25 protein-coding genes are annotated in these 24,414 nt (G+C 65.7%); 12 read left to right on the forward strand and 13 right to left on the reverse strand.

Annotated features, from left to right (window positions below; all coding sequences use genetic code 11):
- The first annotated feature begins 53 nt into the window (after window positions 1-53).
- Together H0193_RS02750 and H0193_RS02755 are read left to right on the forward strand one after the other, a co-directional pair.
- On the forward strand, window positions 54-605 hold the full coding sequence (locus H0193_RS02750; RefSeq protein WP_181888449.1) for a TetR/AcrR family transcriptional regulator: 552 nt from the start codon (window positions 54-56) through the stop codon (window positions 603-605).
- Between the two features lie 37 nt (window positions 606-642).
- Window positions 643-1,365, forward strand: coding sequence for a glutamine amidotransferase-related protein (locus H0193_RS02755; protein ID WP_181888450.1), 723 nt, complete (start codon window positions 643-645; stop codon window positions 1,363-1,365).
- Here H0193_RS02755 and H0193_RS02760 read toward each other — a convergent pair.
- A complete protein-coding gene (locus H0193_RS02760; RefSeq protein WP_181888451.1) occupies window positions 1,362-2,030 on the reverse strand; it encodes an NAD(P)H-binding protein in 669 nt (222 codons plus the stop codon). The two genes, H0193_RS02755 and H0193_RS02760, sit on opposite strands and share 4 nt — an antisense overlap.
- Before the next feature lie 41 nt (window positions 2,031-2,071).
- Between H0193_RS02760 and H0193_RS02765 the strand changes: the two genes are divergently transcribed.
- Together H0193_RS02765 and H0193_RS02770 are read left to right on the forward strand one after the other, a co-directional pair.
- Entirely contained in the window at window positions 2,072-2,341 is a 270-nt protein-coding gene (locus H0193_RS02765) for an ACT domain-containing protein (RefSeq protein ID WP_181888452.1), read from the forward strand.
- A 9-nt stretch (window positions 2,342-2,350) separates the two neighbouring features.
- The gene (locus H0193_RS02770) at window positions 2,351-3,715 is read left to right on the forward strand and encodes a PFL family protein (protein WP_181888453.1); all 1,365 of its coding nucleotides are present in this window, start codon (window positions 2,351-2,353) and stop codon (window positions 3,713-3,715) included.
- Here the strand turns inward: H0193_RS02770 and H0193_RS02775 are convergent.
- The 3 genes from H0193_RS02775 to H0193_RS02785 form a co-directional block, all read right to left on the reverse strand.
- Window positions 3,712-3,957 carry a PLDc N-terminal domain-containing protein gene (locus H0193_RS02775; RefSeq protein WP_181888454.1) on the reverse strand — a complete coding sequence of 82 codons (246 nt, stop codon included), beginning with the start codon at window positions 3,955-3,957 and terminating at the stop codon, window positions 3,712-3,714. The two genes, H0193_RS02770 and H0193_RS02775, sit on opposite strands and share 4 nt — an antisense overlap.
- Before the next feature lie 256 nt (window positions 3,958-4,213).
- Window positions 4,214-4,510: a hypothetical protein gene (locus tag H0193_RS02780; RefSeq protein WP_148363845.1), complete on the reverse strand. Its 297-nt coding sequence runs from the start codon at window positions 4,508-4,510 to the stop codon at window positions 4,214-4,216.
- Between the two features lie 73 nt (window positions 4,511-4,583).
- Complete coding sequence (locus tag H0193_RS02785; protein ID WP_181888455.1) at window positions 4,584-4,997, reverse strand: hypothetical protein; 414 nt, start codon at window positions 4,995-4,997, stop codon at window positions 4,584-4,586.
- A gap of 228 nt (window positions 4,998-5,225) precedes the next feature.
- Here H0193_RS02785 and H0193_RS02790 point away from each other — a divergent pair, with 228 nt between their 5' ends.
- Window positions 5,226-5,918, forward strand: coding sequence for a hypothetical protein (locus H0193_RS02790; protein WP_181888456.1), 693 nt, complete (start codon window positions 5,226-5,228; stop codon window positions 5,916-5,918).
- 128 nt (window positions 5,919-6,046) lie between these two features.
- Window positions 6,047-7,648, forward strand: coding sequence for an HNH endonuclease signature motif containing protein (locus H0193_RS02795; RefSeq protein ID WP_181888457.1), 1,602 nt, complete (start codon window positions 6,047-6,049; stop codon window positions 7,646-7,648).
- 25 nt (window positions 7,649-7,673) lie between these two features.
- Here H0193_RS02795 and H0193_RS02800 read toward each other — a convergent pair whose 3' ends face one another.
- The 8 genes from H0193_RS02800 to H0193_RS02835 all read right to left on the reverse strand — a co-directional run bounded on the left by H0193_RS02800 (window position 7,674) and on the right by H0193_RS02835 (window position 15,685).
- Window positions 7,674-9,302: an ABC-F family ATP-binding cassette domain-containing protein gene (locus H0193_RS02800; protein ID WP_181888458.1), complete on the reverse strand. Its 1,629-nt coding sequence runs from the start codon at window positions 9,300-9,302 to the stop codon at window positions 7,674-7,676.
- 208 nt (window positions 9,303-9,510) lie between these two features.
- Window positions 9,511-9,885, reverse strand: a complete 375-nt coding sequence (locus H0193_RS02805) for a metal-sulfur cluster assembly factor (RefSeq protein WP_181888459.1) — start codon at window positions 9,883-9,885, stop codon at window positions 9,511-9,513.
- A gap of 2 nt (window positions 9,886-9,887) precedes the next feature.
- Window positions 9,888-10,355, reverse strand: a complete 468-nt coding sequence (sufU, locus tag H0193_RS02810; RefSeq protein WP_181888460.1) for a Fe-S cluster assembly sulfur transfer protein SufU — start codon at window positions 10,353-10,355, stop codon at window positions 9,888-9,890.
- Window positions 10,352-11,584 (reverse strand): cysteine desulfurase, encoded by a 1,233-nt coding sequence (locus H0193_RS02815; protein WP_181888461.1) that lies wholly within the window; start codon window positions 11,582-11,584, stop codon window positions 10,352-10,354. Before H0193_RS02815 ends, sufU begins: the two co-directional genes overlap by 4 nt.
- Complete coding sequence (gene sufC / locus H0193_RS02820; RefSeq protein WP_181888462.1) at window positions 11,584-12,339, reverse strand: Fe-S cluster assembly ATPase SufC; 756 nt, start codon at window positions 12,337-12,339, stop codon at window positions 11,584-11,586. Before sufC ends, H0193_RS02815 begins: the two co-directional genes overlap by 1 nt.
- Window positions 12,340-12,351: 12 nt before the next feature.
- Window positions 12,352-13,515: a Fe-S cluster assembly protein SufD gene (sufD, locus tag H0193_RS02825; protein ID WP_181888463.1), complete on the reverse strand. Its 1,164-nt coding sequence runs from the start codon at window positions 13,513-13,515 to the stop codon at window positions 12,352-12,354.
- Window positions 13,516-14,961, reverse strand: a complete 1,446-nt coding sequence (sufB, locus tag H0193_RS02830; RefSeq protein ID WP_269951916.1) for a Fe-S cluster assembly protein SufB — start codon at window positions 14,959-14,961, stop codon at window positions 13,516-13,518.
- A complete protein-coding gene (locus tag H0193_RS02835) occupies window positions 14,954-15,685 on the reverse strand; it encodes a helix-turn-helix transcriptional regulator (protein WP_338026577.1) in 732 nt (243 codons plus the stop codon). Before H0193_RS02835 ends, sufB begins: the two co-directional genes overlap by 8 nt.
- Window positions 15,686-15,807: 122 nt before the next feature.
- Between H0193_RS02835 and mptB the strand changes: the two genes are divergently transcribed.
- From mptB to H0193_RS02860, 5 genes are all read left to right on the forward strand, one after another.
- Window positions 15,808-17,520 carry a polyprenol phosphomannose-dependent alpha 1,6 mannosyltransferase MptB gene (gene mptB, locus H0193_RS02840; protein WP_370642059.1) on the forward strand — a complete coding sequence of 571 codons (1,713 nt, stop codon included), beginning with the start codon at window positions 15,808-15,810 and terminating at the stop codon, window positions 17,518-17,520.
- Window positions 17,513-18,439, forward strand: a complete 927-nt coding sequence (locus tag H0193_RS02845; RefSeq protein WP_181888464.1) for an ABC transporter ATP-binding protein — start codon at window positions 17,513-17,515, stop codon at window positions 18,437-18,439. The genes mptB and H0193_RS02845 overlap by 8 nt, the downstream gene beginning before the upstream one ends.
- On the forward strand, window positions 18,439-19,203 hold the full coding sequence (locus H0193_RS02850; protein WP_181888465.1) for an ABC transporter permease: 765 nt from the start codon (window positions 18,439-18,441) through the stop codon (window positions 19,201-19,203). The genes H0193_RS02845 and H0193_RS02850 overlap by 1 nt, the downstream gene beginning before the upstream one ends.
- Window positions 19,204-19,338: 135 nt before the next feature.
- Window positions 19,339-20,202: a COX15/CtaA family protein gene (locus H0193_RS02855; RefSeq protein ID WP_181889588.1), complete on the forward strand. Its 864-nt coding sequence runs from the start codon at window positions 19,339-19,341 to the stop codon at window positions 20,200-20,202.
- A gap of 1 nt (window position 20,203) precedes the next feature.
- Entirely contained in the window at window positions 20,204-21,163 is a 960-nt protein-coding gene (locus H0193_RS02860; protein ID WP_181888466.1) for a quinone oxidoreductase family protein, read from the forward strand.
- On the opposite strand, the gene H0193_RS02865 is transcribed toward H0193_RS02860, so the two are convergent.
- Window positions 21,160-22,077 (reverse strand): heme o synthase, encoded by a 918-nt coding sequence (locus tag H0193_RS02865; RefSeq protein ID WP_255710957.1) that lies wholly within the window; start codon window positions 22,075-22,077, stop codon window positions 21,160-21,162. The two genes, H0193_RS02860 and H0193_RS02865, sit on opposite strands and share 4 nt — an antisense overlap.
- A 156-nt stretch (window positions 22,078-22,233) precedes the next feature.
- Between H0193_RS02865 and tkt the strand changes: the two genes are divergently transcribed.
- Window positions 22,234-24,405 (forward strand): transketolase, encoded by a 2,172-nt coding sequence (gene tkt / locus H0193_RS02870; RefSeq protein WP_181888468.1) that lies wholly within the window; start codon window positions 22,234-22,236, stop codon window positions 24,403-24,405.
- The last annotated feature ends 9 nt before the right edge of the window (window positions 24,406-24,414 follow it).

A 24,414-nucleotide genomic window follows, 5' to 3' on the forward strand; every position in this document is an offset into this window, starting at 1 on the left:
GGGGCCCCTTCCCCATTTTTCTTTCACTATCTGGAGCCCGAAGGAGCCCCCTCATGCCGATTGTCAGCGACGAAGAGCTGCAGCGCCGCCGCGGCGAGATCATCGATGCCGCACGCGCCTGCTTCGCACACTACGGCTACGAGGGGGCCACCGTGGCCCGCCTGGAAGAGGCCACCGGCAAGACCCGGGGCGCGATCTTCCACCACTTCGGCGACAAGGAAACACTGTTTCTCGCCATCGCCGAGGCGGACGCAGAAAGGCAGGCCCAGGTGGTCAGCGAACGTGGTTTGGTGGAGGTCATGCGCGGCATGCTCGTGGACCGCAGCTCCAACGACTGGTTCACCACCCGCGCCGAGATCCTGCGCAAGCTGCGCACCGACCCCGAATTCGAGGCGCGTTGGCGCGAGCACCAGGAGGTGCTTGACCGTGCGGTCCGCGAGCGCTTGGAGTCCAACAAGCAGATGCGTGACGACGTCCCCGTCGCCGTGGTCCAGACCTACCTGGAGACAGTGCTCGAGGGCTTCATCACCAAGCTCGCCTCCGGCGAGCCAGTGGAGCGGCTCGAGGAAATGCTCGACGTGGTAGAGCAGTCAGTCCGCGGGTAATTCCGAAAAATAGACTAAGCGGTATAGAATTGCCGCTATGTCAAAGCTGCTTTTCCTCTCACTTCGCAACGGCGAAATTGGGCCGGACGTCGCCCACGCCGAGTACCACGACGCCCTGCGCGCCACGGGCTTGAGCGAAGTGGACATGGAACTGCGCGTCATCGACTCCCCCGACTCCGAGCTCGGCCCCCTCGACCCCGTCAGCGGCATCATCGTCGGCGGCTGCTCGCTGAACGTGACCAACCCCGAGCGCGACGCGTGGCACAAGCGTATCGACGACATCCTGTCCGCCACCGTCGAATCGGGCAAGCCCGTCTTCTTCGTCTGCTTCGGCATCTCTTGGCTGGTGGACCACCTCGGCGGCGAGGTCGGACGCACCCACCCCGAGCCGTCCGGCCCGACCACCGTGAACGTGGTGGCCGAGGATGCGCTCGCCGGCCCCAGCGGCACGTTCACCGCGCTGACGGGGCACACCGAGAACCCGGTGCGCGTGCCAGATTCTGTCACCGTGGTGGCCACCGCGCCCGACGGGATGGTGCAGATGGTCCGCTACACCGACCGGGTGTGGGCCACCCAGTTCCACGCCGAGATGGACGCCGACGCCATGCGCACCCGCATGGACTTCTTCCACGACTACGGCTACTTCCCCGCCGAGGAGTACGCGCGCATCGTCGCCGACCTGCCCAACCACGACGTGAGCCGGGCGAACGGGCTGCTGCGCACCTTCGCCCGGCTCTGCACCGAGGGCCAGTTCGACTAGATCTCGGAGACCTTCGCCTCTCCGCCCTCGAAGTCCAGCGGGTTGCGGTCGAACGGCTCGCCGCGGCCGACCGATTCCACGATCACATCCGCCACGAGCTCGCGCGGGGTTTCCGACGAGGGGTCCCTTTGGTCGTCGAGAAGCGCGATGCCCTCCGACGGATCATCCGTGAGGCGGGTAGGGCCGAGGATCTGATACGGCAAGTCAGAGGCGAGCAGCCGCTTGTCGACGGCCTTCTTCGCCTCGACGTAGGCGTACCACGCCCCGCCGTCGTCCTCCGTGGTGGCCTCGGCGGCGCCCGCGTAGGAGACCATGACGGTAAACGGTGCGAACTCGCCGAGCTCCTCGAGCGCGTCGATCATCGCCATCGCCGCGTCGCGGTCCACGGCAAAGGTGCGCTCGGCGGAGCCGCCGCCGGCGCCCGCGGACCACACGACCACGTCGAACGGGGTGAGCAGGCGGGCCCAATCTTCCTCGTCGAGGGTGGTCAGGTCGCGGACGATGGCGGTCGCGCCGTCGTCGACAAGCTGTTGCACATGATCGGGGTTGCGCACGAGCGCGCTGACGCTGTGGCCAGCTGCGACGAGCTTGGGGACGGAATGGCGCGAGACGTTGCCGCCCGCACCGAGAACGAGAACGTGTTGAGATTGCTTAGGTGTTTCCATAACGCCCACCGTAACGCTATTTCTGCGCCTATACTTTGCGCATGCACGCAATTATTACGACCACTGGTAAGGACCGCCCCGGCGTCATCGCCGCAGTTGCTAAGACCGCCGCGGACGAGGGGCTGAACATCCTCGATGTCTCCCAGACCATCATGGACGACTACTTCACCATGATCATGCGAGTCGCGCTGCCCGATGGCGAGGTGGACATGGGCGCGCTGCAGGAGGCGTTCGACGCCGCCGGTAAGCCGCTCGGCATGGTCGTGCGCATCCAGTCCGAGGCCCTGTTCAGCGCCATCAACGACATCTAAGGGGCGGCTATGAATTTCGAGTTTTCAGACGCGCGGTTCCTCGACGTCATCCGCATGATCGAGGACTACCGCCTGGACATCCGCACCGTGACGATGGGCATTTCGCTCATCGGCTGCACCCGCCCCACGATGGAAGCCACCGCGCACGCGGTGTACGACCGCGTGATGGAACGCGCGCGTGACCTGGTGCCGGTGTGCGAGGGCATCGAGCGCGAACTGGGCATCCCGATCGTGAACAAGCGCATCTCCGTCACCCCCGTCGCGCTGGTTGCGGCGGGCGCGGACGGCAACCCGGTCGAGATTGCCCGGGCGCTGGACCGCGCGGCCGGCGAACTCGGCGTCAACTTCGTCGGCGGCTACTCCGCGCTGGTGGAAAAAGGCGGCACGACCGCTGATAAGCGCCTGATCAATTCCATTCCGGAGGCGCTAAGCGAAACCGGCAACGTGTGTAGCTCGGTCAACGTGGCGTCGTCACGCGCCGGCATCAACATGAACGCCGTGGCCAAGATGGGCGAGATTGTCAAAGAGGCCGCGGAGGCGACCGCGGACCGCTCCTCCATCGCCTGCGCCAAGCTGGTCGTCTTCGCCAACGCCGTGGGCGACAACCCGTTCATGGCCGGCGCGTTCCACGGCATTGAGGAGCCGGACACGGTGATCTCGGTCGGTGTGTCTGGTCCAGGTGTGGTGGACAACGCGATCACCCCGCTGAAGGGGGCGAGCCTGAACGAGGTCGCCGAGGAGATTAAGAAGGCCGCGTTCAAGATCACTCGCGCGGGTCAGCTCGTGGGGACGATGGCTGCGGAGCGCCTCGGCGTGCCGTTTGGCATCGTGGACCTCTCGCTCGCGCCGACGGCGGAGATGGGCGATTCTGTGGCGCACGTACTCGAGCGCATGGGCCTGGACCAGGTGGGCACGCACGGGACTACTGCTGCGTTGGCACTGCTCAACGACGCCGTGAAGAAGGGCGGCATGATGGCCTGCTCCCGCGTCGGCGGCCTGTCCGGCTCGTTCATCCCGGTCTCCGAGGACAAGGGCATGATCGACGCGGTTCATAGCGGCGCGATCTCCATGGACAAGCTCGAGGCGATGACCTCGATCTGCTCCGTGGGCTTCGACATGATCGCCATCCCCGGCGACACTTCAGCGGAGCTCATCGCAGGCATGATTGCCGACGAAGCCGCGATCGGCGTGATGAACCACAAGACCACCGCCTCGCGCCTGATCCCGGTGCCCGGGACCAAGCCCGGCGACGAGGTGAATTTCGGCGGCCTGCTCGGCTACGCACCGGTCATTCCGGTGAACACGGTGGGGAACGACGAGTTCATCCACCGCGGCGGGTTCATCCCCGCGCCGGTGCACGGGTTCAGGAACTAACGCTTCTTTCCGAACGCGAACCAGGCGACCCATCCCAGGGTGTTGACTGCGCCGATCACCGGGGTCCACAGCCACTTCGGGCCGCGCACTCGCTTTGAGTTGGTGCGCGCCAGGTCGCGCAGCGCGAAAGCCTTACCAGCGGTGTCGATGGTGGCGAGCACGCCGGCAATGGTCTTCTGGTCGGAAGAAAGGCCGTTCCAGGCGTCCTTGATGGTGTCGATGATGTCGTTGTTTCTTGCCATATTGCGAGTGTAGCGGGCTGCTTTCGGGGTCCACGCTTCGTCCGTCGATAAGCAAGATGCTCACTATAGTGGACAAACTCTTGTGCGGTTTATGTTTCGGTTTATACGTTCGCGGAAACGAAACTTCCGAACCGAAGGAGGCCGCAAATGCAACGTCGTAAAATTCTGCACATCATTACCGAACGCGTTAACTGCGAACCCCGCGGGATCACAGTCGATTCAAACACTATGCAGTTCGAGTGGATTCTCGGTGACATCATCCTTTCTGGATATATTCCATAGAATTGAATCTATTTTTTTCAGGGGTTGAGGTAAGGAACATCTCTACAAAACCAGAGCCCTGGAGCATTTCGTCCCACTCGATAGATTCTTCATTTTTACTTAAATCAGGGAATCTTCCCCAAAGACGAACAACTTTTCCTTCGTGAAGTCCAGGGTTAAAGAGATCGAAGTGGTACCAGAGCTGATTTTCGGGGGAGCCGCTGTTTCTTCCCGCTTGGATGCCGACTCCTGCTAAAATTGTTTCCTCTGGAAGTATGGTGTCTTGAAACATTTGGGTGGATATATTTTTCAAAAACTTGATTTCATCAGTCGTGATAGAAATAAATTGATTGATGACTATTCTCCTAGCGGTAGAAAGCAGTGATTATTCCGACAGGTCGGCCGTCTCCGCTCACGGGATCTACTCGCTCTGTGGCAACAACCGTCATAACTCTTCCATTGATTGGGTAAGAGCATTCTTTCTTGCCATTTCCTGCATTTAAGCCGCCTTTGCAGTCGGGGGCGTTATGTAAAACTGTGTCAATCTCTGTAGTGGCTGGAACGAAACCGCCGTGACTGTCCTTGATCTGAGAAAGCCCAAAACCAACACTGCCGGGCTCATCTCCCTGCCCTACGCGGAGTGGAAGATCCTCGCCTTTCGGGCCAATGATTGTTTGGCTAATAGTCCAGTCAATTGGCTGAGCGGCCACTGCAGTGGGGGAAACAAGTAACCCGATAAATGCCACCAAAGTGGCGGATAAAAATTTCTTTACTTTCACGGGCAACACCCTTCAAAAATATCTGGAAGATATGCGACGGGAGAGAATAAACCTTTGGCGCTGATGTTGGGGTCAAGTGAGACATGAATCAAAAAGGAAACCCTGTCTCATTAATTATGATGGTTTAGCTCTCCGTTTCCCGCAAGACCTTTTGTGAATATATAAATTAATTTATTCAGAATCGACACCTCAGATCCTTTTCGGGGGCTGGAGCAGGCACTTACTTGGGTGTTCCACTGGAACTCAACGCCATTCGGCGCGAACGTCATTGGCAAGCTTCTTGATGTCCACAGCGAAGAATATTTGACGTTGGATTACGCTCGAGGTGAGGTGACCCCGCAGGTCAGTGGGATGCCGAAGATGCGCAGCGCGCTAACCCCAGACGACGTGTATCCCTTATTCGAGCTGGTCTGGGCCAAAAATGAGCCAGACCCATACGGAGAGACGCCGAAGTTTCCGAAGCTCTCGGCGGTGCGGCTCATTTGCGAACGCAGTGGAGAGCTCGCCTCCGGCATTGACGTCTTCTACCCAGTGGGCGGTGAAGATGCCATAGAGAAGTTCCTACCCCGAGTTCGTTGGGGCCAGACAGTCGATTCACTCTTCTCCGACCTCTGGCACTTCGGAGAGCTGAACGACTTGGTGAAACCGTTTCAATGCCTGAAAATCGGAAACGAGTACGCGACTACGACACCGCCACCGCGCGAGGTTGACTGCCCGATGGTCACCGTTGATGTCCCCAACGAGTCGCTCCGGCTAAGTAAGGCCGACGGCGAGTTGCTGATGATTGTGGACCTCACCGATGAGGCCGTTGAGCGGATGTTGGCCGAATTTAGGCGGCTAGTGGACCCCTGGGCGCAGCCTCGGATGCCCGTCGGTTCTCATCCCGACTATGAGCCCTGGGCTGGCGCTGTGCCATTCTGAAAAATGTGATCCTAGTAACAGTTTTTCTCCTTATGTGTTCGATGGTGGACATAGATCCTGTTTATGTCGGGGCGGCTTGTAGGTTAATCGTAAACCCATTCGATTAGGCAACTTGAAAGGAGGGCGAAATGACCGTTGAACTGCGAAAGCACGTCGACACAATCATTCATGCCCTCCTGGCCATGAAGGACCTGTGTGCAGACCCCGATGCGGTCGAGTTCGAGGAGGTTCGGGAGGATTTCGAGCGCCTCGAAGCAATATTCAACGTGAAGGCTACGCTCGACGCGCTTTTCGCGTACGTGTGCGAGCGTGACGACGCCGGGCGCGTCGTCGGCTCAAAGCACGCCAATCAGTACCTTCAAAAGAAGCTCGGGTTGGAGCCCAAGGACGCTTACGACCGTCTCGCCCGAGGCCGGGACTACTACGGTGAGCCCGAGGTTGAAGAGGAGCAGGTCACCGACCTGTTCGATACCGATTGTGAGGAAACCCCCGCGGATCCGGCGGCGGAGGCAGAGCGGGAGGAAGCGACCCGCGAGGCTGCTCGAGCGGCTGCCCGCGAAGAGGCGCGGCGCAAGCAAGAAGAAGCCCGCCGTGCCGCCGAGCGAGTGAACGCCGAGAAACAGCGCGTGATCCGCCAAGAGCTAGACAAGCTTGTCGGGGATGCGAAGGGAGCGCGTGCCCGTCTCCAGGCGGACGCGCTCGCGGAGGCTCCTCGACGTTCCGTGAAAGATTTGCGCGCCACCGTGCGCCGCTGGGTCGAGCGCGAGAACCGCAAGCACGTCGAGCCTACGAACCCGAACGCGGGCATGGAAAACCGCGGGCTGCACATCGGCGCCCAGCGCGCAGACGGGACATGCCGGATAACTATCGATGCCGTGGCCTCTGATTCAGCGCTGTTCAAAGCGCTGAGCGATAAGGGGTTGGTGCCCAACTCGAACCTCCCCGAGGGTGTCGAGGATTACCGCACGCCGTCGCAACGCAGGTACGACCAGTTCTCCGAGGTACTCAAGCATTACGACGCCTGCGCGAAACCAACCGGCGGCGGGTGCGCATCCGTGGTTGTGTCGGTGACGCTGGACGAACTGGCGGAGGCCGGGCCGACCACCAAGTTCGCCACCAACACCGGAATCGAGCTCGACGCCTTCGACCTCGTGCGTTTGGGCATGGATGGAACGTCCGACTTCGTGCTGACTGTCGACGACGCAACGTCGTTGCCGTTGAACCTCTACCGGACGCGGCGATTGGCGTCGCTTGCGCAGCGGATCACGTTGCTGGCGGTGCAGGGCGTGTGCGCCTGGACCGGCTGCACCGCCCCGCTCACAGAGACGGAGATCCACCACATCACATCGTGGCTGCAAGGCGGCGACACCAACATCGATAACCTCACAGCGCTGTGTCGGACCCACCATCGCTGCAACAACGACTTCAAAGACCACAGAAACAACACCAGTCACATGGATGTGGACCCGGCGACGGGTCGGGCCGGGGTGAAGGAACCCGGGTGCGCAACCTTACAGTTCAACCATGCAGATGCGGCCGAGCATTCGGCGGTCAACAGGATACGAAAGAGACACCGGCAGCGGAATCGAGCAATCGTGCCCGATCCGGGTGGCGGTACGGCCTCATCAGAAACCCGAGTACCACCAGAACCGCCGGATCCACCTCCCCCACGGGAGCCGGTGGAACCCCCGCCATGGGCGAAGGGGCAAGACCCGTACCCGCCGTTCTAGATGCGCCCCGAGCAGGTCGGGAAGTTTAGGCGAGCTCGACGATCTCCATGTACTCGTCGCTCCACATGTCCTCGTCGCCTTCGGGCATGATGATGACCCGCTCCGGCTCAAGCGCGCGCACCGCGCCCGGGTCGTGGGTGACCAGGACGACGGCACCCGTGTAGGTCTTGAGCGCGTCGAGGACCTGCTCGCGGGATTGGGGGTCGAGGTTGTTGGTGGGCTCGTCGAGGAGCAGCACGTTCGCGCGCGAGGAGACGAGAGTCGCCAGCGCTAGGCGGGTCTTCTCGCCGCCCGAGAGCGTGCCCGCGGGCTGCTCCAGCTTGTCGCCCGAGAACATGAAGGCGCCGAGCAGGCCGCGCAGGTCCTGCTGGCCTGCATCGGGGCAGGCCTCGATGGTGTTCTCCCAGACGCTCTTGTCACCGTCGATGGTGTCGTGCTCCTGGGCGAAGTAGCCGATCTTCAGCCCGTGGCCCGAGACCACGCCGCCCTCGCCGTCGGTGCGCTCCACCCCGGCGAGCAGCTTGAGCAGGGTGGTCTTGCCGGCGCCGTTGGTGCCCAGCACGACCACGCGCGAGCCCTTGTCCACCGCTAGGTCGACGCCCGCGAAGACCTCGAGGGAGCCGTACATCTTGGTCAAACCCTTGCCGAACAGCGGGGTCTTGCCGCACGGCGCCGGCTCCGGGAAGGAGATGGAGGCGACCTTGTCGGCCACCCGGACCTCGTCGAGCTCCCCCATCATGCGCTCGGCGCGCGCCATCATCTGCTTCGCGGCCGAGGCCTTCGTGGCCTTCGCGCCCAACTTCGCGGCCTGCTTCTGCAGGGCTGAGGCCTTCTTCTCGGCGTTGGCGCGCTCGCGGCGGCGCCGGGCCTCGTCGAGGGCGCGGGCATCCTTGTACTTGGAAAAGCCCATGTTGTACACGTCGGCCTCGGCGCGCACCGCGTCCAAGAACCAGACCTTGTTGCACACCGCGTCGAGCAGCTCGACGTCGTGGGAGATCATGATCAGCCCGCCCTCGTGCTTGGACAGGAAGTTGCGCAGCCAGGAGATGGAATCGGCGTCGAGGTGGTTGGTCGGCTCGTCGAGAAGCAGGGTGGTCTGGGACTTGCCCGAACCTTGGCGCGAAGCGAACAGGATCTGGGCGAGCTCCACGCGGCGGCGCTGGCCGCCCGACAGGGTCTTCAGCTGCTGGTCCAGGATGCGCTCCGGCAGCCCCAGGTTGTCGCAGATCTGCGCTGCCTCCGCGTTCGCCTCGTAGCCGCCGAGCGCCTGGTAGCGCTCCTCAAGGCGGGAAAACTTCGCGATGGCCTTGTCGCGCTCCTCCCCGTCCGTCTCCTCCATCAGCTTCTGCTGCTTGGCCATCGAGCGCTGGATCTGGTCCAGGCCGCGGGCCGAGAGCACGCGGTCGCGGGCGGTCTGCTCGATGTCGCCCTCCTTGGAGTCCTGCGGGAGGTAGCCGATCTCGCCCGAGCGGGTCACCGAGCCGCCGTAGGGTTCGGTCTCCCCCGCCAGGATGCGCATCGTGGTGGTCTTGCCGGCACCGTTGCGGCCGACCAGGCCGATGCGGTCGCCGGGTTGGACGCGGAGGTGCTGGCCGGGGGCGTCGAGAAGTGTGCGCGCGCCGACGCGGACCTCGAGATCATTGGTGACAATCACGGGGAAACTGTATCAACAGCCCCCAAATCGAGATCTACTTCTTCGAGGCGGAGCGCACGACCCACCAAATGAGCGCTAACGGGAGCAAGAGCAGTCCGCCAGTGCCGAGTATGATCAGGACCTCACTGAGAGCCAAGTTCATAATAACCTCCTCGAAATGTGAATTCCCCCTCAGGGTAACAACCTGGGGGGGAATTCAAGAGGTGCTCTACACCGCGAACCCGAGGGCGCGAAGCTGCTCGCGGCCCTCTTCGGTGATGAACTGCGGGCCCCACGGCGGCATCCAGACCCAGTTGATCTCCAAGTCGTCCACTGCCGTGTTGTTCACGACCGACAGGGTGGCCTGCTCCTCGATCACGTCGGTGAGCGGGCACGCCGGCGACGTCAGCGTCATATTGATCACCGCGACGGTTTTGCCCTCGCGCTCCTCGATCCAGGTGTCGTAGACCAAGCCGAGGTCGACGACGTTGATACCCAGCTCCGGGTCGATCACGTCGTGGAGGTACTCCTCCACCTCGCCGATGAGCTTGAGCTGCTCCTCGGTCTGCTGTGGGCGCTCCGCCTGCTTGTCCGGTTCAGTCATAGCTACTCCTTCTCTTCCGGGGCGTCCGATTCTCCCAAGGCGTCCGACGTCGCCGCCTGGAACGCCTTCCACCCCAGCAGCGCACACTTCACGCGCGCCGGGAACTTGGCTACACCGGCGAACGCCACGCCGTCGCCGATCTTGGATGCATCGCCCTCGACGGTGCCACGCGAGGTGATCATCTCGTCGAAGGCGGCGAGCTTCGACATCGCCTCGTCGACAGGCAGCCCGATGACCTCCTCGGCCATCACCGAGGTGGAGGCCTGGGAAATCGAGCAGCCCTCGGCGTCGTAGGAGACGTCCTCGACAGTCGAGCCGTCCTCCGACAGGTGCACGCGCAGCGTCAGCTCGTCGCCGCACGACGGGTTGACGTGGTGCACCTCCGCCTCGTACGGCTCGCGCAGCCCCGCGTGCTGCGGGTTCTTGTAGTGGTCCAGGATGACTTCCTGGTACATGGATTCGAGGTTCATCGCGCGAAAAACTCCTTCGCTTTGCTAATCGACGACACCAAGGTATCAACCTCATCCAGCGTGTTGTACAGGTAGAAGCTCGCCCTGGACGTGGACTGCATGTCCAGGCCACGGTGCAGCGGCCACGCGCAGTGGTGGCCCGTGCGGATGGCAACGCCCTCGGAATCGAGCACCTGGCCCAGGTCGTGCGGGTGCACGCCCTCGACCGTAAAGGCGATCGCGCCGCCGCGGTTGTCGGCGGTGAGCGGGCCGGCGATCCGGAGGCCGTCGATACGCTGCATTTGCTCCAGGGCGTAGGCGGTGAGCTCGCGCTCGTGCGCGGCGATGTCTTCCATGCCGATTTCGGTGAGGAAGCGCACCGCCTCACCGAGCCCCACGACCTGCGAGGTCATCTGGGTGCCGGCCTCGAACCGCTGCGGCGCCGGCGCGTAGGTTGAGCCCTCCATGCGCACGACCTCGATCATGGAGCCGCCCGTGAGGAACGGCGGCAGCTCGTTGAGGTGCTTCGAGTACAGCGCGCCCACGCCGGACGGGCCGCACATCTTGTGCCCGGAAAACGCCGCGAAGTCGACGTCGAGGGCGTGGAAGTCCACCGGCATGTGCGGCACCGACTGGCAGGCGTCCAGCACAGTCAGGGCGCCAACCGCCTTAGCGCGGCGCACCATCTCGGCCACGTCGGCGTGCGCGCCGGTGACGTTGGACTGGTGGGTAAACGCCACCACCTTGACGGTGTCGTCGAGCTCGAGCGAATCGAGGTCGATCCGGCCGTCCTCGGTCATCGTGTACCACTTCAGCGTCGCTCCGGTGCGGCGCGCGAGCTCCTGCCACGGCACGAGGTTGGCGTGGTGCTCGAGCTCCGTGACCACGATGGTGTCGCCCTCGCCCACGGAGAACGAGCCGGCGCGGGAATCGCCCAGCACGTACGCGACCAGGTTCAGCGCCTCGGTGGCGTTCTTCGTGAACGCGATCTCGTCGCCCCTGGCGCCCACGAACGCGGCGATGGCCGAGCGTGCGGACTCGTAGGCGTCGGTGGCCTCCTCCGCCAGCTCGTAGGAGCCGCGGTGCACGGGCGCATTGCAGCCGAGCACGAAGTCGCGCTCGGCATCCCACACGCGCTGCGGACGCTGCGACGTCGCCCCCGAATCCAGGTACACCAGCGGCTTGCCGCCGCGCACGGTGCGAGACAGGATCGGGAACTCCTTGCGGATGGCTGTTACGTCGAGCGCCATTAGATGAACTTCTCGTAGCCCTCGGCCTCGAGCTGGTCGGCGAGGGATGCATCGCCGGTCTGCACGATCTTGCCGTCGGCAAAGACGTGGATGAAGTCGGGCTTGACGTAGTTCAGGATACGCTTGTAGTGCGTAATCATGAGCACGCCGCCGCCGGTCTCGTCCTGGTAGCGGTTGATGCCCTCGGAGACGATACGCAGCGCGTCGACATCCAGGCCGGAGTCGGTCTCGTCCATGACCGCGAACTTCGGCTTCATCAGCGCGAGCTGCATGACCTCGTGGCGCTTCTTCTCGCCGCCGGAAAAGCCCTCGTTGACGGAGCGCTCGGAGAAGGAGGCGTCCATCTGCAGCGCCTCGCGGGCGGCATTGAGCTCGCCGACCCACTCGCGCAGCTTCGGGGCCTCGCCGCGCACCGCGGTGACTGCGGAACGCATGAAGTTCGAGGAGGACACGCCCGGCACCTCAACCGGGTACTGCATGGCCAGGAAGAGGCCGGCGCGGGCGCGCTCGTCGATTTCCATGTCGAGGACGTTCTCGCCGTCGAGAAGCACCTCGCCCTCGGTGACCTCGTACTTCGGGTGGCCCGCCAGCGTGTAGGCCAGGGTGGACTTGCCGGAGCCGTTCGGGCCCATGATCGCGTGGGTCTCGCCGCCCTTGATGGTCAGGTTGACGCCCTTGAGGATCGGCTTCGGCTCCTGCCCTTCCTCGGTGGGCAGGACGTTGGCGTGCAGGTTCTTGATTTCCAGGGTGGACATGTATTGCTCCTTTTAGTTTTCGTTGCGCTCGAGCTCGCCGGCGACGCGGGCGATGAGTTCTTCGCGGATCGACTCGACGGGGATCTGGTTGAGGACCTCGTTGAAGAAGCCGCGGATGATCAGGCGGGTGGCGTCTTCCTCGCGGATGCCGCGGGAGCGCAGGTAGAACAGCTGGTCATCGTCGAAGCGGCCGACGGTTGCGGCGTGGCCTGCGCCGGCGATCTCGCCGGTTTCGATCTCCAGGTTCGGGATGGCGTCGGCGCGTGCGCCGTCGGTGAGCACCAGGTTGCGGTTGGTCTCGTAGGTGTCGGTGCCCTTCGCTTCGGCGCGGATGAGCACGTCGCCCACCCAGCAGGTGCGGGCTTCCGGAAGCCTGGAGGCCTTGTCGCCCTGCAGCGCGCCCTTGTACAGCACGTTGGAGCGGCAATTCGGCACCGCGTGGTCCACCAGCAGGCGGTTCTCGATGTACTGGCCCGCGTCGGCGAAGTACACGCCGGTCAGCTCGGCGTCGCCGCCCGGCGCCTCAAAGGCAAGGCGCGGGGTGATGCGGACGATCTCGCCACCGAAGGTGGCCACGTGGTGGCGCAGGGTTGCATCGCGCTTCACGACGATCGACTGCTGGCCCACATGCACCGCATCCAGTTCCCAGTCGGCGTCCACCACGGCGTTGACGCGGGAGCCCTCGCCGATGACCCAGTTGACGTTGTCGGCGTGGGTGCCGGAGCCCGCGTAGCGCACCACAACGGTGGCGGAAGAGTTCGCGCCGGTCTCGACCACGACGGTGCCAAAGGTGGTCTTGTCGGCGCCCGCGCCGGTGATGGTCACGGTGATCGGCTCGGTCAGCTCCGCGTTCGCCGGCACCGAGATCAGGGTCGCGTTCTCGGAGGAGGTCCACGCCTGGGCGGCGACACGGTCGACGGGGGCGCCGGCGGCGGTCACGCGCTCGTCGTCAAGCGAAACCTGCTCGACTGCGACCTCGCTGGGACCCTCCACCGCAATCTGCGCCTCGGCCTGCGGGGCGAACTCGCCGTTGTGCAGGCCGCGCAGGCGGCGCAGGGAGATGAAGCGCCAGACCTCGTCGCGGCCGCCCGGGACCTCGAAGTCCTCCACGTTGAAGGAGGAAAACAGGTCGCCCTTGTTGTTGTGCGTGGTGGCGTTTTTGACGGTTTCGGCCATTTAGCCCACCGATCCTTCCATTTGCAGCTCGATGAGGCGGTTCAGCTCGAGGGCGTACTCCATGGGCAGCTCCTTGGCGATCGGCTCGACGAAGCCGCGCACGATCATGGCCATGGCCTCTTCCTCGGCGATGCCGCGGGACATGAGGTAGAACAGCTGGTCCTCGGAGACCTTGGACACTTTCGCCTCGTGGCCCAGGGTCACGCGGTCGTTGCGGATGTCGTTGTACGGGTAGGTGTCCGAGCGCGAGATGTCGTCCACCAGCAGCGCGTCGCACTCCACGTTGGACGCAGAGTCGTGGGCGTTGGCGTTGATCTGCACCAGGCCGCGGTAGGCCGCGCGGCCGCCGCCGCGGGCGACGGACTTGGACACGATGGACGAGGAGGTGTGCGGCGCCATATGCGTCATCTTCGCGCCGGTGTCCTGGAACTGGCCCTCGCCAGCGAACGCAACGGAGAGCACCTCGCCGCGGGCGTGCTCGCCGGTCATCCACACGGCCGGGTACTTCATGGTCACCTTGGAGCCGATGTTGCCGTCGACCCACTCCATGGTCGCGCCCTCTTCAGCCTTCGCACGCTTGGTGACCAGGTTGTAGACGTTGCTGGACCAGTTCTGGATGGTGGTGTAGCGGCAGCGGCCGCCCTTCTTCACGATGATCTCCACCACCGCGGAGTGCAGCGAGTCCGACTTGTAGATCGGGGCGGTGCAGCCCTCGACGTAGTGCACGTAGGCGTCCTCGTCGACGATGATGAGGGTGCGCTCGAACTGGCCCATGTTCTCCGTGTTGATGCGGAAGTAGGCCTGCAGCGGGATGTCCACGTGGACCCCCGGCGGGACGTAGATGAAGGAGCCGCCGGACCACACGGCGGTGTTCAGCGCCGAGAACTTGTTGTCGCCGGCCGGGATGACGGAGCCGAAGTACTCCTTGAACAGGTCCTCGTGCTCGCGCAGGGCCGTGTCGGTGTCGACGAAGATGACGCCCTTTTCCTCCAGGTCCTCGCGGATCTGGTGGTAGACCACCTCGGACTCGTACTGCGCGGCCACACCTGCGACGAGGCGCTGCTTCTCCGCCTCCGGGATGCCCAGCTTGTCGTAGGTGTTCTTGATGTCCTCCGGCAGGTCGTCCCAGCTGGCGGCCTGCTCCTCGGTGGAGCGGACGTAATACTTGATGTTGTCGAAGTCGATGTCGGACAAGTCCGCGCCCCAGGTAGGCATCGGCTTTTTGTCGAAGATCTCCAACGCCTTCACGCGCTGGTTGAGCATCCATTCCGGCTCGTTTTTGATGCCGGAGATGTCGCGCACGACCTCTTCGTTCAGGCCGCGGCGCGCGGAGGCGCCGGCGACGTCAGAGTCGTGCCAGCCGTAGTTGTAGGCGCCGATCGACTCGATGATCTCGTCGTCGTTCATCGGCTTCTCAAGGCCTGGTGTGGGCTTCACTTCAGTCATTGTCAGCCGCTCCTTTCGTTGCTGTTCCCGCCGGGCGCGTCCGGGTGCGCGCCGCAGCAAGGGGGATGTTAGTTGTGCAGATTCCGTCGCCGTCGGAGATGAGGGCGAGCGGCTGCACATGCGTATCGACGATCCGCGCCACCGCCTCCCTTTCCGCCTCGCAGAATTCCGGGTGCGCCGCGGCGACGGCGGACACCGGGCAGTGGTGCTGGCAGATCTGGATGCCGGCGTCGGTGCGGTGGACGCTCGGGGCGTAGCCGTGCCTTTCCAGCGCGGCGGCGACGCGGCGCGCCGTCGACTCGGCATCTTCCGCCGGTTCCACGTCGCCGAGGATCTTCTCCACGCGAGCGCGGGCGAAGTCGCGCACCGCGTCTTCGCCCCCGATCTGCTGGATCAGTTCCACGGCGTCGAGCGCGAGACCGTCGTAATGCGAACCGAAGCGCTCCCGGCCCGCGGCGGTGAGCTGGAAGTGCTTGGCCGGACGGCCGCGCCCCTGCTCCTCGCCCGCGACGGCGCGCGGTGCGCAAGGCTCGGCCAGCTGCTCCTCGACGAGCTTGTCCACGTGCCTGCGCACGCCGGCCGCCGAGAGGTCGAGCTCTTCCGCGATGTCGCTGGCCGCTACCGGCCCCCGCTTGAGCAGGACCGACATCACCTGCGAGCGCGTGTCGCCGCCAGCGCGGGACGCGTCCGCAGGAGCGGGGTTGTGGGTTTCCACTGTATCCACGATGGCACCACCTTTCGCTCGATGTGGTCTGGGTCGCTGCCTTTTCACAACACTAGTGTGTTGTAAATATTCCTGCCGCACCGGGTGGGCCCGTGTCGGGGCGCGCCTTAGACTGTTCAACCGTGACTGCACCCGACCGCCCGCACGGCTCCCGACGCGCCCGCCGCGCCCCGCGCGTGAACGTGGCCAGCGAGCTGCCGCGCTTCGGGCGACCCGGGTCCCGCTCGACGCTGCTGCACGACCCGGCCTCGCCTGCGCACAGCGCACCCACAAGCGCGGCTGTGCGGGCCCGCGAGCGCGGCCGTTTCGCCGCGCTGCGCTGGGCAGGGGCCGCCGGAGCGTTCCTGATCGGTTTCGCGGGCATCGGCGGCGGCGCCCTGCCGGTGGTGGAAAACCCGTGGCAGAATTTCCCCTTCGGCGCGGAGATGGGGCGCATGATGCTCGCCTCCAACGCGCTTGTGCTCATCGGCGTCGGCGTGCTGGTGGCGGCGTGGCTGGCCATGGCCCCGTTCGTCGGGGCGTCGCCAGGCGCGGCGCGCGGGGCGCGGGTGAGCAACCCGGAGATGCTGCGCACTTTCATCGCCTGGGTGGTCCCACTTATCGCCACCGCGCCGCTTTTCACCCAGGACATCTACTCCTACCTGGCCAACGGCAGCATCGTGCGCCAGGGGCTCGACCCGTACTCCTCCGGCCCCGTCGAGCTGCTGGGGGTGGAGCACCACCTCGCCCGCTCCGTGCCGTTCATTTGGGCGCACTCGCCTAGCCCGTACGGACCGGTGGCGCTGGGGACCGCGGCGGTGATCTCGCACATCACTGGCGACTCGATCTTCTGGGGCGTGCTCGCCCACCGCGCCGTGTCTGTCGCTGGCATCCTCGCCGCGGCCTGGGCCGTGCTCGCGCTGGCGAAGCGCTGCGGTGTGACCGGCCCGGCCGCTTTGTGGCTGGGCATCCTCAACCCGTTGACGGTGCTGCACATGGTCGGCGGCATCCACAACGAGGCCATCATGATGGGCCTGCTGCTCGTCGGCCTGGAGGTGGGGCTGCGCGGCATCGACCGGCTCGAGAGCAACCGCCGCTCCGGCTGGGCGCTGCTCGCTGCCTCTGCCGCCCTGATCAGCTGCGCCGGCATGGTGAAGGTGATCGGCTTTTTGGCCCTCGGGTTCACCGGCATGGCGCTGGCCCGCCACCTGCGCACCCGCCCGCAGCGCCAGCGCAGCGGCCCCCGCGCCATCGCGACCTCCGCCGCCCTGCACGCGACCATGCTGGCGGCCACCGCCATCGCGGTCTCGCTGGCCTCCGGCATCGGCCTGGGCTGGGTCACCGGCCAAGGCGGCGCCGCCCAGATCCGCAGCTGGCTGTCTCTGACCACCGACATCGGCGTCGCCGGAGGCTTCCTCGGCATGAACCTGGGGCTCGGCGACCACACGGACGCGATGCTCAGCGTGACCCGCTGGGCGGGGCTAACGGTCGCGGCGGCGTTTGCGCTGCGCATGCTGTGGGCCACCTACCGCGGCACCATCCACCCGGTAGGCGGGCTCGGCGTGTCCACCTTCGTGCTGGTGGTGCTGTTTCCCGTCGTGCACCCCTGGTACCCGCTGTGGGCCGTGCTTCCGCTCGCGGCGTGGGCGAACCGCTTTACCTTCCGCGCCTCTGTGGCCGGGTACTCGGCGCTGGTGAGCTTCCTCGTCCTCCCTCGCGGGCTCCGTCTCCAGGCGGGCGCCGTCGCCACGATTTACGGCTCCGCCGTCGTCGGCTTCATCCTCCTGGCGGCGTGCGTAGCGCTCGCGCTTCGGGTGTGGCGGCGCAGGAGGTCTACACTCATCACCCATGAGTGATCACGCGCTGGTCGTCGAAAGCGTTATCAAGCGATTCGGCGAGAAAACGGCGGTTGACGGGCTCTCTTTCACAGCGCGGCGCGGCGAGCTGCTCGCGCTTCTGGGCCCCAACGGAGCCGGCAAAACCACCACCATCGAGATGTGCGAGGGCTTCACCAAACCCACCTCCGGGTCGATCCGGGTGCTCGGCATGGACCCGGTCGCGCATCCGCAGAAGGTGCGCGACCGCATCGGCATCATGCTCCAGGGCGGCGGCTCCTACGCCGGCGTCTCCGTCGAGGAGATGCTCAACCTCGCCGCCAGCTACAACAAGCACCCCCACGACCCGCGCTGGCTCATGGAGCTAGTCGGCCTCCAGGGAGCGGCGAAGACTACCTACCGGCGCCTCTCGGGCGGCCAGCAGCAGCGCCTGTCGCTGGCGCTGGCCCTGATCGGCCGCCCCGAGCTGATCTTCTTGGACGAGCCCACCGCGGGCCTGGACGCCCAGTCACGCATGGCGGTGTGGGACATCATCTCGGCGCTGAAGCGCGACGGGGTGAGCGTCCTGCTCACCACCCACCTCATGGACGAGGCCGAAAGCCTCGCGGACGACGTGGTCATCATCGACCACGGCACCGTCGTCGCCCAGGGCTCCCCGGAGGAGCTCACCAGCCACGAGGAGTTTCCGGTGCTTTCTTTCGACACTGCAGAGGCCTTCGAGGTGCACAAGCTTAACGACGAGCTCACGCCCGCCGGCCTCACCGTCGAGGAGATCCGGCCCCGCAGTTACCGGATCAAGGGCTCGGGCTCGCCGGAGGTCGTCGAGAAGCTGGCGCGCGAGGCCGCACGCCAAGGTGTGCTGATCCGCGAGCTGAGCGTGTCCCACCGCAACTTGGAGGACGTGTTTTTGGACATCACAGGAAGGGAGCTGAGGAGCTAATGAAAAAGCTCACCCCCGGCATTTTCGCCCCGGCGCCGCAGCGGGCGTCCTTCGGCCGGATGGCCGCGGCCCAGGGGCGCATCGAGGCGAAGCTGATGCTGCGCCACGGCGAGCAGCTCCTGGTCAACGTGCTGATCCCGGCGGCGATCCTGCTGGCGGCCCACTTCGCCCCGATTTTGGGCGACAACACCGACTCGGGTGTGCTGGTGCCCATGGTTTTCGCCGTGGCCGCCACCGGTGCGGGCTTTACCGGCCAGGCCATCGCCGTCGCCTTCGACCGCCGCTACGGGGCCTTGAAGCGCACCGGCGCGTCCGGGGTGCCGCCCTGGACCATCATCGTGGGCAAGATCCTCGGCGTGCTGGCTACGGTGGTGGTGCAGCTGGTGGTGCTCGGCGCAATCGCCCTGGCGTTGGGGTGGCGCGTGACCCCCGCCGGCGCCGCGTTCGGGCTGGCCACCCTCCTGTGTGGCGTGGCCGCGTTCACCGCGCTGGGGCTGCTGATGGGCGGCACCCTGCGCGCCGAGCTGGTGCTGGCGCTTGCGAACCTGATCTGGCTGGTGCTCATGGGCATCCTCGGCTGGGTGGGCTACTCCGGCGACATCGCGCACGCCGGGTGGTGGAACGCGGTGCCCACCGTGGCGCTGGCAGGCGCGCTGGTGCAAGCGCTGTCTTTGCAGGTCAACTGGGTGGCGTGGGCCTCACTCGCCGCCTGGGGGGTCGCCGCGGTGACCGCGGCCGTGCGCTTGTTCCGCTTTGACGGCTAGGCGCGATACACTCACCACGATCAACATCGTCCGAAAGTTGGAGAAACAGTGACCGCAACCACAGCCGAGACCCGCCCGAACTCCTGGAGGGAGGCCTGGCGCGACCCGTCACTGAAGCTGCAGCGCACCCTCGCGATGGTGCTGCTGCTGTGCCAGGGCGGCATCACCGTCACCGGCTCGCTCGTGCGCGTGACCGGCTCCGGCCTCGGCTGCGACACCTGGCCGCTGTGCCACGAGGGCTCGCTCGTGCCGGTCGCCGGCGCGGCGCCCTGGATCCACCAAGCCATCGAGTTCGGCAACCGCACCCTGACCTTCGTGGTCGCCGCGGCCGCCGGCCTCGTGCTGTACGCCGTGATCCGCGCCGGGCGCCGCAAGGACATCAAGACCCTGGCCTGGATCTCCCTGCTCGGCGTGGTCGTGCAGGCCGTCATCGGCGGCATCTCCGTGCGACTGGACCTGCGCTGGTGGTCCGTGGCGGTGCACTTCCTGCCGTCGATGGTGCTCGTATTCGTCGCTGCGATGCTCTACATGCGCATCGCCGAGCCCGACAACTCCGCCCCCACCCGCCGCTACCCCGGCTCGGCGCAGACGTGGACGCTCATCGCCGCCGCGGCGCTGTGCCTCGTGCTCATCACCGGCACCATGGTCACCGGCTCCGGCCCGCACTCGGGCGACGCGGGCGCGGGCATGGATGGCCGCCTCGAGATGGACACGCGCGTGCTCGCATACGTGCACGCGGCGTGCATGTACCTCTACCTCATCGCCACGATCATCACCACGGTGCTGCTGCGCAACTCCGGCGCGCCGGAGGACGCAAAGCGCACCGCATACGTGCTCATCGCCATGATTCTGGTGCAATGGGCCATCGGCGTGATCCAGTTCCGCATGGGGGTTCCGCGCTGGACAATCCCGGCGCATATCGCCATGTCGTCGACGGTGGTTGCATTCAGCGGGTTCCTTTTTGCACACGGGAAGCGCAGGTTGCCTACGCTCGTGTGACATGAAAGCAATCGTTGTCACATCCCACGGCGGCCCGGAAGTCCTCGAGTACAAGGACGCCGAGCCGCCACAGCCGTCTGAGGGGCAGTTGCTTGTCGACGTCACGTACGCCGGCATCAACTACATCGACACCTACTACCGCTCCGGAACCTACCCCTCCAACCCGCCGTACATCCCCGGCACGGAGGGCTGCGGCCGCGTGGTGGAAGATCCCAAGGGCGAGATCGCGCCCGGCACCCTCGTAGCCTGGCACGCCGCCCCCGGCTCCTACGCCGAGCAGGTGGCGGTGGACCGCAACCGGCTGGTCGCCGTGCCGGAGGGCGTCGATCCTGCGGTGGCGGCCTCGATGCTGCTGCAGGGCATGACCTCGCACTACCTCCTCCACGGCGTGCGCGAGACGAAGCCGGGCGACACCATGGTGGTCACCGCCGGCGCCGGCGGCGTGGGGCTGATCCTGACCCAGATGGCGGCCGCCGAGGAGGCGACCGTGTACTCGGTGGTCTCCAGCGACGAGAAAGAAAAGCTCGCCTACGAGGCGGGCGCGACCAAGGTGTTCCGCTACGGCGAGGACCTAGCCGAGCAGATCAAGGCCGAGAACGGCGGCGGCGGCGTGGACGTGGTCTACGACGGCGTCGGCCAAGACACCTTCGAGATGTGCCTCAACGTCACCCGCCCGCGCGGGCTGGTCTGCTCGTTCGGCTCCGCCTCCGGCGACGTCGAGCCGTTCAAGATCCAGGAGCTCAACGCCCACGGCGCGCTGTTTCTCACCCGCCCGTCGCTGAAGCACTACGTGGCCACGGACGACGAGTTCCTCATGCGCGCCCAGGCCGTGGCCCGGGCGGTAGAAGAGGGCACGGTGAAAATCCGCATCCACCCGCCCTACGAGCTGAAAAACGCCCGCCAGGCCCACGAGGACCTGCAGGCGCGAAAGACCACCGGCTCGGTTGTGCTGAAGGTTTAGAACAGCAGCTGGCCGACGGTCTCCCAGCCGAGCACTGCGTCGAAGGACAGGCCCAGAAACAGCGCGGCGAGGTAGTTGTTGGAGAGGATGAACAGCTTCAGCGGCTTGACGTTCTCGTCGCGCACGATGCCCTGGTGCAGCTTGGTCGCCATGACCAAGAACGCCGCACCCGAGGCGATCGCGATTACCAGGTAGATCCAGGACGCGGCCGGCACCAGCAGCAGCGAGACGGCCACGGTGAGCCAGGAGTAGATCACGATCTGGCGGGAGGTTTCTTCCGCAGTCGCCACCACCGGCAGCATGGGCACGTTGGCGCGGGCGTAGTCGTCCTTGTACTTCATGGCCAGCGCCCAGGTGTGCGGCGGGGTCCAGAAGAAGATGATCAAAAACAGCACGATGGCCTGCCACCAGTTGTCGGCGGAACCGTCGTGGACGTTGTCGCGGATCACGGCCCAGCCCACCATCACGGGCATGCAGCCGGCCGCACCGCCCCAGATCACGTTTTGCCAGGTGCGGCGCTTCAGCCACTTCGTGTAGATGAAGATGTAGAAGAAGTTGGTCAGGAGGATGAAAAACGCCGCCAGCCAGGAGTTGCACAGCACCCCGAGCCAGAGCACGGACAGCACGAGCATCACCCAGGCGAACACGGCCGCCTTCTGTTTGGTCACCGAGTGCCGCACCAGCGGACGGGCGCGGGTGCGGCCCATCTTCTGGTCGATGTCGTAGTCCGCGACCATGTTGAAGGTGTTCGCGGCCGCGGCTCCCATCCAGCCGCCGAGCAGCGTGCCCAGCACGAGCCAGAGGTGCACCTCGCCGCGGTGCGCCTGCAGCATCGCGGGGATCGCGGCGACCAAGAGAAGTTCAATGACCCTCGGCTTCGTCAACGCGAAATATGCCTTGATGGTCTCCAACAACTCTCTCCTTTTTGTACCGCCGTCGGGCGCGGGCAATCATACCTTCGGACGATGGTAGCCCCAACCAACGCGAGTCAACGAATCGAGGATGGGGTGGGACCGGAGGCGTCGATAAGCGATATGCTTTTGTGCGACCTTAAAGAAAGCGAGGACCCCATGACGCTGCCCCCGAAACTGCAGGCAATGACCGAGCGCAACTACCCGCAGGATTGGACCGAGACCGACACCCGCGCCGTTGACACGGCCAGGGTGCTCGCCGCCGACGCGGTGGAAAACTGCGGTTCCGGACACCCTGGCACCGCCATGAGCCTCGCGCCACTGGCCTACACCCTGTTCCAGCGCGTGATGGACGTGGACCCGACCGACAAGGATTGGGTGGGCCGCGACCGCTTCGTGCTGTCCAACGGCCACTCCTCGCTCACGCAGTATGTGCAGCTGTACCTCGGCGGCTTCGGCCTGGAGCTGCAGGACCTGAAGGACCTGCGCACCTGGGGTTCGAAGACCCCGGGCCACCCGGAGTACAACCACACCGAACACATCGAGATCACCACCGGCCCGCTCGGCCAGGGCCTCGCTTCCGCAGTGGGCATGGCGATGGCTTCTCGACGTGAACGTGGCCTGTTCGACCCCGACGCCCCCGCCGGCGAGTCGCCCTTCGACCACTACATCTACGTCGTCGCCGGCGACGGCTGCCTGCAGGAGGGTGTGACCGCCGAGGCGTCCTCGCTCGCCGGCACCCAGCAGCTGGGCAACCTCATCCTGTTCTGGGACGACAACCGCATCTCCATCGAGGACGACACCCAAATCGCGTTCACTGAGGACGTGCTCAAGCGTTACGACGCCTACGGCTGGCAGACGCTTACCGTCGAATCCGGCGAGGACGTCGCCGCCATCGAGGCCGCCGTGGCCGAGGCGAAGGCGGAGCCGACCAAGCCGACGATCATCCGCGTGAAAACCGTGATCGGCTACCCGGCCCCGAACCTGATGAACACCGGCGCCATCCACGGCGCGGCACTCGGCGCCGACGAGGTCGCCGCGGTCAAGGAGGCGCTCGGCTTCGACCCGGCGGTGAACTTCCCGGAAGAGGATGAGGTGATCGCTCACACCCGCAAGCTGCGCGAGCGCGCCGCAGAGAAGCGGGCCGTCTGGGACGAGAAGTTCAACGCCTGGGCCGAGGCGAACCCTGAGCGCAAGGCGCTGCTGGACCGCCTCACAGCCCGCGAGCTGCCGACGGATTGGAAGAAGGACTTCCCCACCTGGGAGCCGGACGCGAAGGGTGTGGCCACCCGCAAGGCGTCCGCGGCCGCGATCCAGGCCGCCGCGGCCGCGCTGCCTGAGCTGTGGGGCGGCTCCGCCGACCTGGCAGGGTCCAACAACACCCTGATCGAGGGCGAGAGGTCCTTCGGCCCGCGCTCCATTTCCACCGAGATGTTCTCCGCCGACCCCTACGGCCGCAACCTGCACTTCGGCATCCGCGAGCACGCCATGGGCGCGGTGATGAACGGCATCGCCCTGCACGGCGGCACCCGCGTCTACGGCGGCACCTTCCTCATCTTCTCCGAGTACCTCTACCCCGCCATCCGTGTCGCCGCCTTGTCCGGCATCGACGGCTACTACGTGTTCACCCACGACTCCATCGGGCTTGGCGAGGACGGCCCGACCCACCAGCCGGTGGAGACCCTCGCCGCCCTGCGCGCCATCCCGGATGTCGCCGTGATCCGGCCGGCGGACGCGAACGAGACCTCGGCCGCCTGGATCGCCGCGCTCGAGGCGAAGGAGCAGCCGAAGGCGCTGGCGCTGTCCCGCCAGAACCTGCCCGTGCTCGAGGGCACCAAGGAGAAGGCCTTCGACGGCGTGGCCCGCGGCGCCTACGTGCTGGTCGAAGAATCCGCCGACACCCCGGACGTGATCCTCATGGCCTCCGGCTCCGAGGTGCAGTACGCCGTCGAGGCCGCCAAGGTCCTCGAGTCCGAGGGCACCGCCACCCGCGTGGTGTCCGTGCCGTCCATGGACTGGTTCATGGAGCAGGACGATGCCTACATCGACTCCGTGCTGCCGCGCGATGTCAAGGCCCGCGTGTCCGTCGAGGCCGCGACCTCCATGCCGTGGTTCCGCTTCCTCGGCGAATACGGCCGCGCGGTGTCCCTGGAGCACTTCGGCGCCTCCGCGCCGGGTGCGGAGCTGTTCGAGCGCTTCGGCTTCACCACCGACAACGTCGTTCGCACCGGCCGCGAGACCCTCGAGTGCGTGCGCGAGGAGCGCAGCGTGGCGACGAGCGTGCGCGTCGGCGACACCGAGGCTGAGCCGACCCGCGGCGACGGAAAGTAGGGTTGCGGC

Origin of the sequence: Corynebacterium haematomassiliense, assembly GCF_013978595.1 — a bacterium.
In the GTDB taxonomy this organism is placed as follows: Bacteria; Actinomycetota; Actinomycetes; order Mycobacteriales; family Mycobacteriaceae; genus Corynebacterium; species Corynebacterium lehmanniae.

What these genes read in the sequence shown, in the direction of transcription:
- H0193_RS02750 (WP_181888449.1), top strand. Translation starts at nt 54, where the DNA reads ATGCCGATTGTCAGCGACGAAGAGCTGCAGCGCCGCCGCGGCGAGATC.
- H0193_RS02755 (WP_181888450.1), top strand. Translation starts at nt 643, where the DNA reads ATGTCAAAGCTGCTTTTCCTCTCACTTCGCAACGGCGAAATTGGGCCG.
- H0193_RS02760 (WP_181888451.1), bottom strand. Translation starts at nt 2,030, where the DNA reads ATGGAAACACCTAAGCAATCTCAACACGTTCTCGTTCTCGGTGCGGGC.
- H0193_RS02765 (WP_181888452.1), top strand. Translation starts at nt 2,072, where the DNA reads ATGCACGCAATTATTACGACCACTGGTAAGGACCGCCCCGGCGTCATC.
- H0193_RS02770 (WP_181888453.1), top strand. Translation starts at nt 2,351, where the DNA reads ATGAATTTCGAGTTTTCAGACGCGCGGTTCCTCGACGTCATCCGCATG.
- H0193_RS02775 (WP_181888454.1), bottom strand. Translation starts at nt 3,957, where the DNA reads ATGGCAAGAAACAACGACATCATCGACACCATCAAGGACGCCTGGAAC.
- H0193_RS02780 (WP_148363845.1), bottom strand. Translation starts at nt 4,510, where the DNA reads ATGTTTCAAGACACCATACTTCCAGAGGAAACAATTTTAGCAGGAGTC.
- H0193_RS02795 (WP_181888457.1), top strand. Translation starts at nt 6,047, where the DNA reads ATGACCGTTGAACTGCGAAAGCACGTCGACACAATCATTCATGCCCTC.
- H0193_RS02805 (WP_181888459.1), bottom strand. Translation starts at nt 9,885, where the DNA reads ATGACTGAACCGGACAAGCAGGCGGAGCGCCCACAGCAGACCGAGGAG.
- sufU (WP_181888460.1), bottom strand. Translation starts at nt 10,355, where the DNA reads ATGAACCTCGAATCCATGTACCAGGAAGTCATCCTGGACCACTACAAG.
- H0193_RS02815 (WP_181888461.1), bottom strand. Translation starts at nt 11,584, where the DNA reads ATGGCGCTCGACGTAACAGCCATCCGCAAGGAGTTCCCGATCCTGTCT.
- sufC (WP_181888462.1), bottom strand. Translation starts at nt 12,339, where the DNA reads ATGTCCACCCTGGAAATCAAGAACCTGCACGCCAACGTCCTGCCCACC.
- sufD (WP_181888463.1), bottom strand. Translation starts at nt 13,515, where the DNA reads ATGGCCGAAACCGTCAAAAACGCCACCACGCACAACAACAAGGGCGAC.
- sufB (WP_269951916.1), bottom strand. Translation starts at nt 14,961, where the DNA reads ATGACTGAAGTGAAGCCCACACCAGGCCTTGAGAAGCCGATGAACGAC.
- H0193_RS02845 (WP_181888464.1), top strand. Translation starts at nt 17,513, where the DNA reads ATGAGTGATCACGCGCTGGTCGTCGAAAGCGTTATCAAGCGATTCGGC.
- H0193_RS02850 (WP_181888465.1), top strand. Translation starts at nt 18,439, where the DNA reads ATGAAAAAGCTCACCCCCGGCATTTTCGCCCCGGCGCCGCAGCGGGCG.
- H0193_RS02855 (WP_181889588.1), top strand. Translation starts at nt 19,339, where the DNA reads ATGGTGCTGCTGCTGTGCCAGGGCGGCATCACCGTCACCGGCTCGCTC.
- H0193_RS02860 (WP_181888466.1), top strand. Translation starts at nt 20,204, where the DNA reads ATGAAAGCAATCGTTGTCACATCCCACGGCGGCCCGGAAGTCCTCGAG.
- tkt (WP_181888468.1), top strand. Translation starts at nt 22,234, where the DNA reads ATGACGCTGCCCCCGAAACTGCAGGCAATGACCGAGCGCAACTACCCG.